At 69.7% G+C, this 14,962-nt stretch carries 12 protein-coding genes; 6 read left to right on the top strand and 6 right to left on the bottom strand.

What is annotated here, in order from left to right; translation table 11 throughout:
• Nucleotides 1–151: 151 nt before the first annotated feature.
• A complete protein-coding gene (locus ACIRGA_RS29800) occupies nucleotides 152–1,273 on the bottom strand; it encodes a homoserine O-acetyltransferase (RefSeq protein ID WP_400947054.1) in 1,122 nt (373 codons plus the stop codon).
• Entirely contained in the window at nucleotides 1,270–2,571 is a 1,302-nt protein-coding gene (locus ACIRGA_RS29795) for a bifunctional o-acetylhomoserine/o-acetylserine sulfhydrylase (protein WP_400947051.1), read from the bottom strand. Before ACIRGA_RS29795 ends, ACIRGA_RS29800 begins: the two co-directional genes overlap by 4 nt.
• 160 nt (nucleotides 2,572–2,731) lie before the next feature.
• Here ACIRGA_RS29795 and ACIRGA_RS29790 point away from each other — a divergent pair, with 160 nt between their 5' ends.
• Entirely contained in the window at nucleotides 2,732–4,285 is a 1,554-nt protein-coding gene (locus ACIRGA_RS29790) for a PucR family transcriptional regulator (RefSeq protein ID WP_400947048.1), read from the top strand.
• A 122-nt stretch (nucleotides 4,286–4,407) separates the two neighbouring features.
• On the opposite strand, the gene ACIRGA_RS29785 is transcribed toward ACIRGA_RS29790, so the two are convergent.
• From ACIRGA_RS29785 to ACIRGA_RS29775, 3 genes are all read right to left on the bottom strand, one after another.
• Nucleotides 4,408–4,635: a hypothetical protein gene (locus ACIRGA_RS29785; protein WP_007033850.1), complete on the bottom strand. Its 228-nt coding sequence runs from the start codon at nucleotides 4,633–4,635 to the stop codon at nucleotides 4,408–4,410.
• Nucleotides 4,636–4,752: 117 nt separating this feature from the next.
• Entirely contained in the window at nucleotides 4,753–5,172 is a 420-nt protein-coding gene (locus ACIRGA_RS29780; RefSeq protein WP_400947044.1) for a pyridoxamine 5'-phosphate oxidase family protein, read from the bottom strand.
• A complete protein-coding gene (locus ACIRGA_RS29775) occupies nucleotides 5,172–6,113 on the bottom strand; it encodes a zinc-binding dehydrogenase (protein ID WP_400947041.1) in 942 nt (313 codons plus the stop codon). Before ACIRGA_RS29775 ends, ACIRGA_RS29780 begins: the two co-directional genes overlap by 1 nt.
• Nucleotides 6,114–6,281: 168 nt before the next feature.
• Between ACIRGA_RS29775 and ald the strand changes: the two genes are divergently transcribed.
• The 5 genes from ald (at nucleotide 6,282) to ACIRGA_RS29750 (ending at nucleotide 14,670) form a co-directional block, all read left to right on the top strand.
• Nucleotides 6,282–7,397 (top strand): alanine dehydrogenase, encoded by a 1,116-nt coding sequence (gene ald / locus ACIRGA_RS29770; protein ID WP_400947038.1) that lies wholly within the window; start codon nucleotides 6,282–6,284, stop codon nucleotides 7,395–7,397.
• A 625-nt stretch (nucleotides 7,398–8,022) separates the two neighbouring features.
• A complete protein-coding gene (locus tag ACIRGA_RS29765) occupies nucleotides 8,023–9,186 on the top strand; it encodes an ABC transporter ATP-binding protein (protein ID WP_400947035.1) in 1,164 nt (387 codons plus the stop codon).
• A complete protein-coding gene (locus tag ACIRGA_RS29760) occupies nucleotides 9,186–10,070 on the top strand; it encodes an ABC transporter permease (RefSeq protein WP_400947032.1) in 885 nt (294 codons plus the stop codon). Before ACIRGA_RS29765 ends, ACIRGA_RS29760 begins: the two co-directional genes overlap by 1 nt.
• A 126-nt stretch (nucleotides 10,071–10,196) precedes the next feature.
• Nucleotides 10,197–13,919 carry an ABC transporter ATP-binding protein gene (locus ACIRGA_RS29755; protein ID WP_400947029.1) on the top strand — a complete coding sequence of 1,241 codons (3,723 nt, stop codon included), beginning with the start codon at nucleotides 10,197–10,199 and terminating at the stop codon, nucleotides 13,917–13,919.
• A gap of 181 nt (nucleotides 13,920–14,100) precedes the next feature.
• Entirely contained in the window at nucleotides 14,101–14,670 is a 570-nt protein-coding gene (locus tag ACIRGA_RS29750) for a DUF4291 domain-containing protein (RefSeq protein ID WP_400947026.1), read from the top strand.
• Here ACIRGA_RS29750 and ACIRGA_RS29745 read toward each other — a convergent pair.
• On the bottom strand, nucleotides 14,667–14,933 hold the full coding sequence (locus ACIRGA_RS29745) for a hypothetical protein (RefSeq protein ID WP_400947023.1): 267 nt from the start codon (nucleotides 14,931–14,933) through the stop codon (nucleotides 14,667–14,669). The genes ACIRGA_RS29750 and ACIRGA_RS29745 overlap by 4 nt on opposite strands.
• Nucleotides 14,934–14,962: the final 29 nt, after the last annotated feature.

Here is a 14,962-nt window from a genome sequence, read left to right as displayed (position 1 = left end):
GGACCAGCCAGCACACCCCAGCACGCCCACGCCCACCAACAAGATCAACAAACCCCACCAAGATCACCAACAAAACCCACCGGTGGATCCAGGTCAGATGTCCCGAAAGTGGCTTTCGCGACACGCTTCCCGCACCGGCAGGCACCGCGGCCTAATCCAGCAGGAGCTTCACCAGCCGCGCGATCTGCTCGGTCTCGATCAGGAACGAGTCGTGCCCGTAAGGCGACGCGATGACGGCGAATTCCGCCCCGGCGACCCCGTCCGCGATGGCCCGCGACTGGTACAGCGGGTAGAGCCGGTCACTGTCCACTCCGGCGGCCACGGTGCGCGCGGTGATCCGGCCGAGCGCGTTCGCGACGCCGCCCCGCCCGCGGCCGACGTCGTGCGTGTTCATCGATTCGGTGAGCACCACGTAGCTGCCGGCGTCGAACCGGCGCGACAGCTTCCCGGCATGATGGTCCAAATAGGACTCGATGGCGAACCGGCCGCCGCGCAGCGGGTCTTCACCGTCTTGGTAGCGACGGCCGAAGCGTTGCGCCAGTTCGGCTTCGCTGCGATAGGTCGCGTGCGCGATGCGGCGCGCGATGCCGAGCCCGGCGTCCGGGCCGCCGCCGGGGACGTCGTAGTAGTCGCCGCCGTGCCAGCCAGGATCGGCGCGAATGGCGTGCAGTTGCGGCGCGGCCCAGGCGATCTGATCGGCCGACGCCTGCGCGGTCGACGCGAGGACGAGCAGCGCCGCGACCCGGTCCGGCTCGCTCACCGCCCATTCCAGCGCGCGCATCCCGCCCATGGAACCGCCGATCGCCGCGGCCCACCGGCCGATGCCGAGCGCGTCGGCGAGGACGGTCTCGGCGGCCACCTGGTCCCGGACCGTCACGGCGGGAAACCTGCTACCCCAAGGCTTTCCGTCCGGATTCGGCGACGACGGACCGGTCGAGCCCTGGCAGCCGCCGAGCACGTTCGGGGCCACGACGAAGAACGCGTCCGTGTCGATCGCCTTGCCCGGCCCGATCAGGCCGTCCCACCAGCCGGGGCTGACGTGCCCTTCCTCCGCGGGGCCGACGACGTGACTGTCCCCGGTCAGCGCGTGTTCGATGAGGATCGCGTTGGAGGCACTGGGATTCAACGTTCCCCAGGTCTCGTAGGCGAGCGTGAAGGGCAAGGTGCCGCCGGTTTCGAGGGTTCGGACACCGCTGACGAACCGGCGACGGCCAGGCGGATCCCCCTCCCGCCACGCACCGGTGACGGGAGGGAGATCGGAAGCCTGGGTCACAGAGCGGCCTTGGCCGCCCGGAATCCGGCCTCGAGGTCGGCTTTGAGGTCCTCGATCCCTTCCAGGCCAACGGCGAGCCGCACGAGGCCCGGCGTGACACCGCTCGACAACTGCTCCTCGGGCGTGAGCTGGCTGTGCGTCGTCGAGGCCGGGTGCACGATCAGGCTGCGCACGTCGCCGATGTTGACCAGCTGGCTGTGCAGTTCCGTACCGTCCACAAAGGCCCGTCCGGCTTCGGCCCCGCCACGCAGATCGAACGACAGCACCGCGCCGGCGCCCTTCGGCAGGTACTTCTTCGCTGCCTCGTGGTACGGGCTCGACGGCAGCCCGGCGTAGTACACCTTCTCGACCTCGTCACGCTGCTCCAGCCATTCGGCCAGCGCCTGCGCGTTGGACACGTGCCGCTCCAGCCGCAGCGACAGTGTCTCGATCCCTTGCAGGATGAGGAAACTGTTGAGCGGCGCGATCGCGGCGCCGGTGTCGCGCAGGATCTGGACCCTGGCCTTGGCGGCGAACGCGCCCGGGCCGAGGGCCTCCCAGTACTTGAGACCGTGGTAACTCGGGTCGGCCTCGTTGAAACCGGGGAACCGCGCCGGGTCCTTGCCGAAGTCGAAGGTGCCGCCGTCGACCAGCACCCCGGCGACCGTGGTGCCGTGCCCGCCGAGGTATTTGGTCGCCGAGTGGACCACGATGTCGGCGCCGTGCTCGATCGGCCGGACGAGGTACGGCGTCGGCACGGTGTTGTCCACGACCAGCGGGACACCGGATTCGTGCGCGGCGTCGGCGACCGCGCGGATGTCGAGCACGTTGCTGCCCGGGTTGGCCAGCGTCTCGGCGAAGAACAGCTTGGTGTTGGGCCGGACGGCCGCCTTCCACTGCTCGATGTCGTCCTGGTCCTCGACGAACGAGACCTCGATGCCGAGCTTCGGCAGCGTGTAGTGGAAGAGGTTGTAGGTGCCGCCGTAGAGCGCCGGGCTGGAGACGAAGTGGTCACCCGCGTTCGCGAGGTTGAGGATGGCCGCCGTCGTCGCCGCGCTCCCGGAGGCGAACGCCAGCGCCGCGACACCGCCTTCGAGCGCGGCGAGCCGCTGCTCCAGCACGTCCTGCGTGGGGTTGTTGATCCGCGTGTAGATGTTGCCGGGCTCGGCGAGGCTGAAGAGATCGGCGCCGTGCTGGCTGTCGCGGAACACGTACGAGGTGGTCTGGTAGATCGGGGTCGCCCGCGCACCGGTGGCCGTATCCGGCGCCGCGCCCGCGTGGATCTGCTTGGTCTCGAACGACCATCCGTCCGCGCTCATCGCGATTCTCCTAGCGGTTCAAGGGTTTCGGCTGTTGTCACCGAAGCTAGCTCCGCCGAACGGAGCACCCAACCGCTCTCAGGAGGTGGGATTCCTTTCCTGAAGAGCGGATTGCGAGGTCTGACGTGTGCGGTGGTCCCACCTGCTGGACAATCGCCCCATGGTTTCCGTGCGGAGCGTGGTCGATCGGGTCGGTCCGACGCTGTTGCACGCCCTCCAGGTCCCTGAGGAATCCCCGGCGGTCGGCGACGTCGTGATCGCGGAACCCGGCAACACCCTCGCCGCGGGTGACCTCGTCCTCGGCGTCGCGATCACCGAGACCGCGGACGCCGCGGAACTCGTCAAGCTCAGCGCGGCCAAAGGCGCCGCCGCCGTCCTGCTGAAACCCCCGCTCGCGGCGAAGCCCTCGGTGAAACGGGCGGCGAAATCGGCGGACATCGCGTTGATCGAAGTGCGGTCGGCGACGTCGTGGGCCCAGCTCGTCTGGCTGCTCAGGACGGTCCTCGACGCGCTGGCCGACGAATCGGACGCCCTCGAGGACGGCGGCGGCCCCGGTTCCGGCGACCTGTTCCGGCTCGCGGACGCCGTCGCTTCGGTGGTCGACGCGCCCGTGACCATCGAGGACACCAACTCACGGGTGCTCGCCTACTCGGCCCGGCAGGACCTGACCGACTCGGCGCGCGTGTCGACGATCATGGGCCGCCGCATCCCCGACGACGTCCTCGCGCGGTTCCGGTCACGAGGGGTCTTCCGCGAGCTTTCCCGTGGGCGGCAAACGATCTTCGTGCCCGCGCAGCGCGACGGCACCCTGCCCCGGCTCATCGTGCCGATCCGGATGGGCGGCGAGCTGCTGGGGTCGATGTGGGCGGTCGTCGCGGGCCCGGTCTCCGACGAACGCGCGGCCGCGTTCGCCGACGCGGCCCCCGTCGTCGCGCTGCACCTGCTGCGCCGCCGCGCGCACACCGACTCGCAACGCCGGGTCTCTGCCGAGCTCCTGCGCGCGGTCCTCGAAGGAAAGGCCAGCCCGCGCAAGGCGATCGCGGAACTCGACCTGTCCGAAGAGCCGCACCGTGTCGTCGTCATCGAGGTCTCCGGCGGCGACGGCCGCGACGACGAGGGGTTGCGGCTGGCGCTCCTCGAACGGATCTCGCAGGGCGTCGGCAGGCGGCCGGTGGCCACCGAACTCGGCGGCGTCCTCTACGCCGTCGTCCCGGACGGCGACGGCTGGACCGAACTCCGGGCCGCGCTCGAAGCCCTGCCGTCGTCGAGGAAGGGCGGGACGCCGAGGGCGGCCGCCGGTTCGGCCTGCGAAATCGGCGAGCTCGCGACTTCACGGCTCCAGGCCGACGAGGCGCTGGGCCTGCTTCGCGCGAAGCTCGTCCCTGGCCGCGTCGTGGTCTTCGACGAAGCGTGGACCGCCCTTTCGCTGCACCGCGGGGCGACGGCGGCGAGCACCTCGAAGGTCGCCGAGCTCGGCCCGCTCGGCTTGCTGCGCGCGCACGACGAAGCCCACGAGAGCGGCTACGTCGACACGCTCTACCAGTGGCTGCGACATCCCGGAGACCCGCGCGCGGCCGCGAAGGAACTCCGGATCCATCCCAACACCCTGCGGTACCGGATGCGACGGCTGCTCGACCTCGTCCCGCTGGATCTCGACGATCCCGACGTCCGGCTGGCGTTGATCACGCAACTCGTTTCCCTGCGGTGGAGTTGATTCCACTGCAAACTGCTCGATAACGAACACTTTGTCGTTCGACAAAACCGTGCGCAGACGTCAGGAAAGGGTCTTTCAGGACGTAAAACGTCGTGAAAGACCCTTTCCTGACATTCGACGGTTCAGTGCGCGCTGGCGCGATATCCGTCCTCAATGGTCTGCCGTACCGCGGCGAGCAGATCGGCACCGGGGTAAAGCGGCAAAAGAACACCGGGGCCACCGTCGACCCGCAGCGCGGCTTCGTAGCCGTGCCCCGGGGTTTCGACAAGGCCGACGATGACATCGGCCGGATTGCCTTCGGTGTCGACGGTGCGGACACGCCGCTCCCGCCGCCAGTCCTGATTTGTCATGCGGAACAGAATGGCAGCTTACCGGCCAGTAAGATCAACATCTTGACTCGATCGTGCTGCATTTACCGTTTCGCAGGTTGCACGGCCGCGCCCACCCCCAGCGAACGCGGCCGTGCGTCATACCCGATAACCGAGGTCTTCGGCGACGAATCGCTTCGGCACCATCCGGACCCAGACAGTCCCTTTCACCTCGGGATCATCGTGCAGGTAAGAACGAAACCGCGCATCCCATTTGCTCTCGTCGGGACCGAGATACCGGCTCAGCAGCCGCCGTCCACGGGGGACGTCGAACGGCACCACCTCGGCCTCGCCGCGCGCGAGCACCTGCTTCACCAGGCCGGTACTGACGTCGCACACGTCGACGGTCACCGCGATCGACGGTGAATCACGGACGAGACCGGCCAGCCGCGCCCACGGTCCGGTGAGAATCCAGAAGGCCCGTTTCTCCCAGAGATACCAGGTCGGGCGCACGGACGGCCCGGCCGCGGCGACCCTGGCCGTCAGCGGACCGGCGAGGAATTCGTCGACGTCGAACATCAGACCTCGAGCACCGTCTTGCCGATCGCGCCGCGCGACTGCATGACCGCGTGCGCGTCCGCCGCCCGCGCGAGCGGGAACCTTTGGCCGATCACGGGTTCCAGCCGCCCGGCGGCGGCTTCGGCGAGCGCCGACTCAGTGAACGCCCGCATCTCGGCCGGTCCGCCGAGGTCCCGGAGCACCGTGACCCCGCGCGCGGCGGCGTCCTCTTCGGACACCTCCGTCCACGAACCACTCGACAGCCCGTAGATCAGCATCCGGCCGCCAGGCCTCAGCAAACCGAACGACGCCGCCCCGATCTCTCCCCCGACCCCGTCGAACACGACGTCGACTTCGCCCGCCTTCGCCACCCAGCCCGGCTCCCGGTAGTCGACCGCCAGATCGGCGCCGCGCTCCCGGACGTGTTCGGTCTTCGCCGCGCCTCCCGCCGCGCCGACGACCTCGGCACCCGCGGCCTTGGCGAGCTGGACGACCAGCCCTCCGACCCCACCCGCCGCAGCCTCCACCAGCACCCGCTCTCCCGGCCGGATCCGCGCGGCGGTCACCAGCGCGGTCGCCGTGCGGCCGTCGGCGAGGATCGCCACCGCGGCGTCGAGGGCCAGGCCGTCCGGCACCTCGAAGACGGCATCGGCGGCGACCGCGACCCGTTCCGCGTAGCCCCCGGAACCGCCGGTGGAGGTCACGACGCGTTTGCCGACCAGGCCGAGGTCCACGTCCGCGCCGACCGCGCTGATCACGCCGCCGAAGCCGTTGCCCGGGATCAGCGGCGGCTCGGCGCGGAACGGCCCGCCACCGCCGGCCCGGAACTGCGTCTCGACGAACGTGATGTTGGCGAACGCCACCTCGACCAGCACCTGGCCCGCTGCGGGCACCGGATCCGGGGCGTCGCCCGCGACGAGCACTTCGGGCCCGCCGAACTCTTTCAACCACACGGCTCTCATGTGACCCAAGGTGCAAGCTCCAGTCGACTGGAGGTCAAGCGATTGTGCCGCCATGACCATGGTCGATTCTCAACATTGTCGCGGGCGAACGATGACACCGCCGTCCGGGTGGCTCACCGTGAGTGGCAGCACCTTTTGTTCCACAGACCCGCCGCCAGGAGGCTTTCCGTGCGTATCGCCGTCCCCCGTGAGATCAAGAAGCATGAATACCGGGTGGCGCTCACCCCGGCGGGCGTGCACGAACTGACCGGGCGCGGCCACGACGTCTTCGTCGAGACCGGCGCGGGCGTCGGCTCGTCCATCTCCGACGACGAGTACGTCGCCGCGGGCGCGAAGATCCTCGCCACGGCGGAGGAGACCTGGTCCGAGGGCGAGCTCGTGCTCAAGGTCAAGGAGCCGATCGCCGAGGAGTACCCGCGGCTGCGCGCCGACCAGGTGCTGTTCACCTACCTGCACATCGCCGCGGACCGGCCGCTGACCGACGCGCTGCTGGCCGCGGGCACCACCGCGATCGCCTACGAGACGGTGCAGACCCCGAACCGCGCGCTGCCGCTGCTCGCGCCGATGTCCGAGGTCGCCGGACGGCTGGCACCGCAGGTGGGCGCGTTCTCCCTGATGAAGCCGAGTGGTGGCCGCGGCGTGCTGCCCGGCGGCATCCCCGGCGTGCACCCGGCGCGCGTGGTCGTGATCGGCGGCGGTGTCGCCGGCCTCAACGCGGCGCGGGTCGCGCTCGGCCTCGGCTCGGACGTCGAGATCCTCGACACCAACGTCGACCGGCTCCGCCAGATCGACAACGACTTCGGCGGCCGCATCCGCACGGTGACCTCGAACGCGCTGTCGGTCGAGCAGTCCGTGCTGGAGGCCGACATGGTCATCGGCGCGGTGCTCGTGCCCGGCGCGAAGGCGCCGAAGCTGGTCTCGAACGACCTCGTTTCGCGGATGCGTCCCGGCAGCGTGCTGGTGGACATCGCGATCGACCAGGGCGGCTGCTTCGCCGACTCGCGCCCGACCACGCACGACGAGCCGACCTACAAGGTCCACGAGTCGGTGTTCTACTGCGTCGCGAACATGCCGGGCGCGGTGCCCCGGACGTCGACCTACGGCCTGACCAACGTGACGCTGCCGTACGCCGTCCAGCTCGCGGAGCACGGCTGGCTCAAGGCGCTGCAGGCCGACGCTTCGCTGGCGAAGGGCCTCAACACGCACGCGGGCGCGCTGACCAACGCCCCCGTCGCCGCCGCGCACGGCCTGCCCGCCACCGACCTGGCCGCCGTCCTGGCCTGACCCCCACGCCACACTCCCACGCGAGGGACCTTTGCCACCACACGCAAAGGTCCCTCGCTCCTTTTCAGAGCGACCTCCGCACCGTTGAGCATCCACCTCACCAGGCCACGGCGCTCTGCGCCGTAGGCCCTCACCAGGCCTAGGGCGCTCCGCGCCCTAGGCCACCCACCACCCAACCGGCGCCGACCGCACCGCGGGGGTCCGGGGGGCTCGGCCCCCCGGGTGATACGACGAAGCCCCACCTTCGGGAAGACGCGCCAGCGTCGACCGAAGTGGGGCAAAGGGGCTGAGGGCGGCCCGCTCGACCAGCCTGGGGGTCACTGGGAGCGGGCCGCCTCCTACATCGTAGGTAATAAGTCGCCGTCGCGCTGCATGGGGTTGCCATGTCTTCCGAATTATTTCTTCACGAACTCCCCGCGCGATCGGTGACTTTCCGCGCTCCGCGTCGTATATCCGGTAGTCAGCGGCCATTCGGCGCAGCGGCGGATGCGCTGGAGGACGGAGTCGTCACCGTGGCGAACGTGACGAAGGTCGCTTTCGGCGGATTGACCCCTTCCTCGGGTGCGGACTCACCCCGTGAGGCAGGATGTCGCGTGATCGGCCTTCGTCAACAAAAGGGGACGGTATGCACGACGGCAGTGGCCGCATCGCGGTGCAGAACCTGAGCAAGCAGTTCGGTGCGGTCAACGCGGTCCAGAATCTGAGCTTCACGGTGGAGCCCGGTTCGGTGACCGGCTTCCTGGGGCCCAACGGGGCCGGGAAGACCACGACACTCCGGATGCTGCTCGGGCTGGTGACGCCCACGAACGGCACGGCGACCATCAACGGGCGCCCGCACGACCAGCTGGGGAATCCGGCGCGGGTCGTCGGTTCGGTGCTGGAGAACGAGGGTTTCCACCCGGGGCGCACGGCGCGGAATCACCTGCGCGTGTACTCGGCGGCGATCGGGATGCCGGATCAGCGGGTGGACGAGGTCCTGGGGCTGGTGGGGCTTTCGTCGGCGGCGGACCGCAAGGCGGGCGGGTTCTCGCTCGGTATGCGGCAGCGGCTGGCGCTGGCGACGGCGTTGCTGGGGAATCCGCAGGTGCTGGTGCTGGACGAGCCGACGAACGGTCTCGACCCCGAGGGCATCCTGTGGCTTCGGAACTTCTTGCGCGCGTACGCGCGTGAAGGGCGCACGGTGCTGGTCTCGAGCCACCTTCTGAACGAGGTGGAGCAGACGATCGACCAGGTCGTGATCATCAGCCAGGGCATGACCCGCTACAACGGCTCGCTGGACCAGTTGCGCAAGAGCAACCAGTCGCGGGTGCTGGTGCAGTCGGCCGACGCGAACGGCCTCGTCTCCGCGTTGCAGGAGGCGGGGATCACGCAGGTCTCGCCGATGCCGGACGGCCGGGTCGCGGTGTCCGGCGCGACGGTGCAGCAGATCGGTGACGTCTCGGCCAAGGCGAGCATCGCGGTCTACGGCATGCAGGAGGAGACCGCGGATCTGGAGCGGATGTTCTTCCAGCTGACGCAGGGCCAATACTCCGCGCCGCCGCCCGGGTTCCAGCAGGGCCCGCCGCCGGGCTACCAGGGTCCGCCTCCGGGTTATCAGGGCCCGCCGCCCGGGTATCAGGGGCCGCCTCCCGGCTACGCGCCGCAGAACACTCCGCCGCCCGGTTTCGCGCCGCCGCAGCAGTTCCAGCAGCAGGGTCAGCCGCCGCAGCAACCGCAGTACCAGCAGGCGCCGCCTCAGCAGCAGGCGCAGCAGCAGGGCCAGAACGAGGGCTGGGGAGGCCAGGGCTGATGGGCAACCTGATCAAGGCGGAGTTCCGCAAGACGCTCACGCTCAAGGCGTGGTGGGCGCTGATGATCCCCGCGGTGGTCTTCGCCTTCGCGTTCGCCCTGTTCTGGGGCATGATCACCAACGACTTCAGCGACTTCCTCGGCCGCTCGGACACGCGCGAGCTGACCCAGGCGCTCGGCATCTCGACCGGTGAGCTGCCCGTCGGCCTGCTCGCGCTCGGGCACGGCATCAACATCGGCACGATGATCCCGATCATCTTCGGCGTCTTCGCCCTCGCCGGCGAGTACACGAAGAAGACGATCACCACGACGTTCCTCACCGCCCCGAACCGGGTTTCGGCGTTGAGCGCGAAGATGATCACCTACATCGCGTGGGGCGCGATCTACGGCGTGATCATCGTGGGCGCGGCGAGCCTCGGCACCGTGATCACGGTCGACAGCGCACGCCTGCCGACGGCGGGCCAGTGGCTGGGCGTGCTCGGCGCGGGTGTCCTCGCCACGATCCTGGCGACCCTGTTCGGTATCGGGGTCGGCGCGGTCTGGCGCAGCGTGGTCGGCAGCATCATCACGCTGACCATCTGGATGCTGGTGGTCGAGAACGTCCTCGTGTTCGTCATGTTCGGCGCCGCGGACGTCACCTGGCTGGGCGGCGTCCTGCCGAACGGCACGGTCAACGGCATCGTGGGCGCCATCGGCGCGGAGGCGTTCGGCGCCGCCGGCGTGAAGGTGCCCGGCCTGCAGGACGAGACGGCGTGGGCGCTGCAGTACGCGGCCGGGGCGCCCGGCGCGTTCTCGTGGTGGGCCTCGGCGCTCATCTTCTTCGGCTGGACGATGATCTTCTTCCTGGCCGGCTGGGCCGTGAACCAGAAGAAGGACATCACGTAGGTCACAGCTCGACAAGCGCCATGAAAGGCCCTTTCATCGCAAATCTTGCGATGAAAGGGCCTTTCATCGCGTTCGGCCCTGCGCGAACCGGACAGTCCTGTCGGTGGGGCCGCATAGGCTTGCGGGGTGACTACTGCTCCACCTCGTCCGCGTCAAGCGAGCCCGGCACGTGAGACGGCCCCGGTGCCCACCGGAGGCTGGATCCGCCGCCTGGCCGCTTCGTGCTGGAAACATCCTTGGCTCGTCGTGCTCTCGCTGGGCGCGGCGATCGTCGGCGTCGGGCTCCAGGCCGCCGGTCCGCTGCTGATCCGCGAGGCGCTGGACGACGCCGTCGCGGGCGACACCTCCCGCCTCGGCCTGCTCGCCGCCGTGATGGCGGTGCTGCAGGTGCTGACCTTCGGCAACGCCTTCGCCCGCCGGTACGTCGGCGGACGGCTGGCCCTCGACGTCCAGCACGACCTGCGCCGCCAGGTGTTCAACGCGGTCTCGCGGCTCGACGGCGGCAAACAGGACGCGCTGCGCACCGGTCAGGTCGCCTCGCGCGCGATCTCGGATCTGCAGCTGGTCACCTCGGTCCTGATGCAGGTGCCGCTCTCGGCGGGCTCGGTGATCTTCGCGCTCCTCTCGCTCGGCGCGATGCTGTGGATGTCGCCGACGCTGACCCTGATCGCGATGGTGGTCGCCCCGGCGATCGCGATCATCATGGCGGTGAGCCGGAAGCGGCTCTTCCCCGCGACTTGGGCGGCCCAGCAGCGCGCGGCCGACGTCGCGCAGCAGGTCGAGGAGACCGTCACCGGCGTACGCGTCGTGAAGGGCTTCGGCCAGGAAGCGCGCGAAGTCGCGAAGCTGGAGAAGACGGCGAGGAAGCTTTTCGCCGAACGCATGCGCGCTGCGCGGCTCTCGTCCTTGCCGACGGCCACGACGGCGGCGCTCCCCGCCGCGGGCCAGGTCGCGGTACTGGCGGTCGGCGGCATCCTCGCGCTGAAGGGCGAGGTCAGCCTCGGCACCTTCCTGGCGTTCGCGACCTATCTGTCCATCTTGATCGGCCCGGCCCGGATGATCTCGAGCCTCGTCGTCCAGGCCCAGCTGACCAGGGCCGGCGCGGAACGGGTCAACGAACTCATCGACGCGCAGCCCGACGTCGTCGACAGCCCGGACGCGCGGCCGCTGCCCGAAGGCCCGCTCGGCGTCCGGCTGGAGGACGTCTCCTTCGGCTACACGCGGTCGGATCCCGTGCTCGACGGCCTCACCCTGGAGGCCCGGCCGGGCGAAACACTCGCGCTGGTCGGCACGGCCGGTTCCGGTAAGTCGACGATCTCCTTGCTGCTGCCCCGGTTCTACGACGTGCACAGCGGTTCGGTCCAGGTCGGCGACCTCGACGTCCGTGACGTCCGGCAGCACGATCTGCGCAGCGTGATCGGTGTGGTCTTCGAGGAGGCGTTCCTCTTCTCCTCCTCGGTACGCGACAACATCGCCTACGGCAGGCCGGACGCGAGCGACGAAGAGATCCGCGCGGCGGCCCGGGCGGCGGAGGCGGACGAGTTCATCCAGCGCCTCCCCGACGGCTACGACACGCTCGTCGGCGAGCGCGGTCTCACGTTGTCGGGCGGGCAGCGGCAGCGGCTCGGCCTCGCCAGAGCGCTGATGACCGATCCGCGCGTGCTGGTCCTCGACGACGCGACGTCCGCCATCGACACCGTCACCGAGGCGGCGATCCACGACACGCTGCGCTCGGTCACCGCGAGCCGGACGACCCTGCTGATCGCGCACCGCCGCTCCACCCTCGCCCTCGCCGACCGGATCGCCGTGCTCGACAAGGGCCGCGTCGTCGACGTCGGCACCGAGGAGGAGCTGCTCGAACGCTGCCCGCTGTTCCGCGAACTCGTCGCCGGTCCGGGTGACGACGTCGAGGAACCGCATCGCTGCGAAGGTCTCGACTGCGGCCCTGCGGGAATCACCCCCGCTTTGTGGCCGGAGCAGGAGAAGGCCGACGAACTCGCGAGCGAGCGGAAGGGCTCGAGCGGCGAGTGGGACGTCAACCTCCCGCCGAGCCAGGAACTCATCGAAGGCGTCCGGAAACTTCCACCCGCCACGGACGTCCCGCGCCTGCCGGGCACGGATGTCACCGCGCCCGAACCGAAGTTCCGCCTCGCCCGCCTGCTGAAACCGGTACGCGGCCCGCTCGCCGTGGTGATCGGGCTGGTCGCGGCCGACGCGCTGGCCACCATCGCGATGCCCGCGCTGTACCAGCACGGCATCGACAACGGCGTGCGCGCCGGCGTGGAGGCGGTGATCTGGCTGGCCGCCGGCATCGGTGCGCTGGTGATCCTCACCGACTGGCTGGTGGTCTACCTCCAGACGAAGATGACGGCGCGGGTCGGCGAGACGGTGCTGTACTCGCTGCGTGTCCGCAGTTACGCCCATCTCCAACGGCTCGGGCTCGACTTCTACGAACGCGAACTGTCCGGGAAGATCATGACCCGGATGACGACCGACGTCGACGCGCTCTCGACGTTCCTGCAGACCGGTGTCGCGCAGGCGGTGGTGAGCGCGCTGACGCTGGTCGGGATCGCGGCGGCGCTGATGATCACCGACATCGGGCTCGCGGCGTACGCGCTCGCGGTGCTGCCGATCCTCGTCGTCGCGACGGTGATCTTCCGCCGGGCGTCATCCAAGGCGTACACCGAGGCTCGGGAACGGGTCAGCGTCGTCAACGCGGACATGCAGGAGAACGTGAATGGGCTGCGGGTCGCGCAGGCGTACACGCGCGAGGAGCGCACGGCGGAAAAGTTCGCGTCCCGAAGCGACGAATACCGGCGTTCACGGCTTCGCGCCCAGCGTCTTGTCGCGACGTACTTCCCTTTCGCGGCAATGCTTTCCGGGCTGGCCGAGGTCGTCGTGCTGATCGTCGGCGCGAACCGGGTGGCGGCGGGCACGTTGTCGGCCGGTGTGCTGGTGGCGTTCCTGTTGTACCTGGGGCAGTTCTTCTCGCCGATCCAGCAACTGTCCTCGGTGTTCGACGGCTACCAGCAGGCGCGGGTCGGCCTGACGCGGATCGGCGATCTCCTGCGCACGCCGACTTCCGTTCCCCAGGCGGAAAATCCGGTCGCCATGCCGGATCGCCTGCGCGGCGAGGTCTCCTTCAAGGACGTGGATTTCGCTTACACCGCAACGGACGAACCCGCCCTTTCGCAGCTCTCACTGGAAGTCGCGCCCGGCGAGACCGTCGCACTGGTCGGCGCGACGGGCGCCGGGAAGTCGACGGCGGTGAAGCTCGTCGCGCGCTTCTACGACGCGACAGGCGGCGTGGTCCGGATCGACGGGACGGACATCCGCGAGTACGACCTGGCCGCCCTGCGCACGCGAATGGGCGTGGTACCACAGGAAGCGCATCTGTTCTCGGGAACCGTCGCGGACAATGTGCGCTACGGCAGGCCTTCCGCGACGGACGCGGAGGTCGAGGAAGCGGTCCGGTCCGTCGGCGCGCTCGACGGCGTCGCCGCGCTCCCGGCCGGTTTCCACCAGCCCGTCGGTGAACGCGGACGGTCCCTTTCGGCCGGGCAACGGCAACTCGTCGCCCTCGCCCGCGCCGAACTCGTGGACCCGGACGTCCTCCTGCTCGACGAGGCGACCGCGGCGCTCGACCCGTCCACCGAAGCCGCCGTCCTGCGCGCGACCGAACAACTCGCGCGCCGCCGCACGACCTTCGTGGTCGCGCACCGTCTCGCCACCGCCGCCAAGGCGGACCGGATCGTGGTGCTGGACCACGGCCGGATCATCGAACAGGGCACGCACTCGGAACTGGTCGCGGCGGGTGGCCACTACGCACGCCTATGGTCCCTGGGCTGACGATCGCCCGCATTTAGTCCTCTGAATGCGGGGCCTCACGTAGCGCCACGATGTCCGTGAAGGCCCCCTTGCCTACCCTCAAGGTAGTGAAGGAGGCCTTCACGGACTTCCGCACATGACTCTCGGGGCACGGGAATTTCGGTCGCGCGCGAACATCCGCATCTGCCACGCTGAACGCGAAATGAAAGAAGAGATCCCGGCGCGACAGATCCGCGCCGTACACACCGAAACCACGATCCGCGTCTATCAGGCGTACTCGCCGGCCATCGCCGACGCCGCCGTGAAGGCGGGCACGTTCGTGCCACCGTTCAAACGCGAACGCATGACCTGGATCAAGCCGTCCTTCCTCTGGATGGCGTACCGCTGCGGCTGGGCCGCGAAGCCCGGCCAAGAGCGCGTACTCGCCCTCGACATCACTCGCGAGGGCTTCGCCTGGGCACTCGGACACGCGGCGCTCAGCCACTACGACGCGGGCGTCCATCCCGACCGGAAGACGTGGCAGAACGAGGTCAAGACCAGTCCGGTCCGCATCCAGTGGGATCCGGAACGCGGCATCCGGCTCGACCCCTTGAAGCACCGTTCGCTCCAGATGGGGCTCAGCGGCGAGGCCGTCGATCGCTATGTCGACAATTGGATCACGTCGGTCACCGACGTCACCCCGCTCATGCGCGAGGTCGGCGCCCTGGTCGCGGCGAACCGCATCGAAGACGCCGAAGCGCTGCTACCCGCGGAGCGTCCGTACCCCGGCTAAGGCCGCCACTTGAGGCCGCTCATCCCGGCGACTTCGAGGTCCTGGGCCGAAGCCCACCGGACGGTCCCCGGCCGGACGTGCACCCCGGCCGACACCGTCCAGTCCGGCTCGTCGGGCTCGACGTGCTCCATCTCCTTGAAGTCGGCGAGCGTCGGCCAGACCGCCGAGCACGAGTCGCACATCAGCACGACCTTGCCGGACTCGGTGACCAGCGGGCGCACGCGCCCCTCGTCCCAGAACGACGGACACTCGTCCAGCCACATGGGCCGCCACCACCTCGCGGGCGATCGGC

Origin of the sequence: Amycolatopsis sp. NPDC102389 (assembly GCF_044765885.1) — a bacterium.
Classification (GTDB): Bacteria; Actinomycetota; Actinomycetes; order Mycobacteriales; family Pseudonocardiaceae; genus Amycolatopsis.
This window is presented reverse-complemented; position numbering and strand designations above follow the sequence as displayed.

Bases quoted from the DNA above. Each gene is read 5' to 3' on its own strand.
- ACIRGA_RS29795 (WP_400947051.1), bottom strand. From the start codon at position 2,571: ATGAGCGCGGACGGATGGTCGTTCGAGACCAAGCAGATCCACGCGGGC.
- ACIRGA_RS29790 (WP_400947048.1), top strand. From the start codon at position 2,732: ATGGTTTCCGTGCGGAGCGTGGTCGATCGGGTCGGTCCGACGCTGTTG.
- ACIRGA_RS29785 (WP_007033850.1), bottom strand. From the start codon at position 4,635: ATGACAAATCAGGACTGGCGGCGGGAGCGGCGTGTCCGCACCGTCGAC.
- ACIRGA_RS29780 (WP_400947044.1), bottom strand. From the start codon at position 5,172: ATGTTCGACGTCGACGAATTCCTCGCCGGTCCGCTGACGGCCAGGGTC.
- ACIRGA_RS29775 (WP_400947041.1), bottom strand. From the start codon at position 6,113: ATGAGAGCCGTGTGGTTGAAAGAGTTCGGCGGGCCCGAAGTGCTCGTC.
- ACIRGA_RS29765 (WP_400947035.1), top strand. From the start codon at position 8,023: ATGCACGACGGCAGTGGCCGCATCGCGGTGCAGAACCTGAGCAAGCAG.
- ACIRGA_RS29760 (WP_400947032.1), top strand. From the start codon at position 9,186: ATGGGCAACCTGATCAAGGCGGAGTTCCGCAAGACGCTCACGCTCAAG.
- ACIRGA_RS29750 (WP_400947026.1), top strand. From the start codon at position 14,101: ATGAAAGAAGAGATCCCGGCGCGACAGATCCGCGCCGTACACACCGAA.
- ACIRGA_RS29745 (WP_400947023.1), bottom strand. From the start codon at position 14,933: ATGTGGCTGGACGAGTGTCCGTCGTTCTGGGACGAGGGGCGCGTGCGC.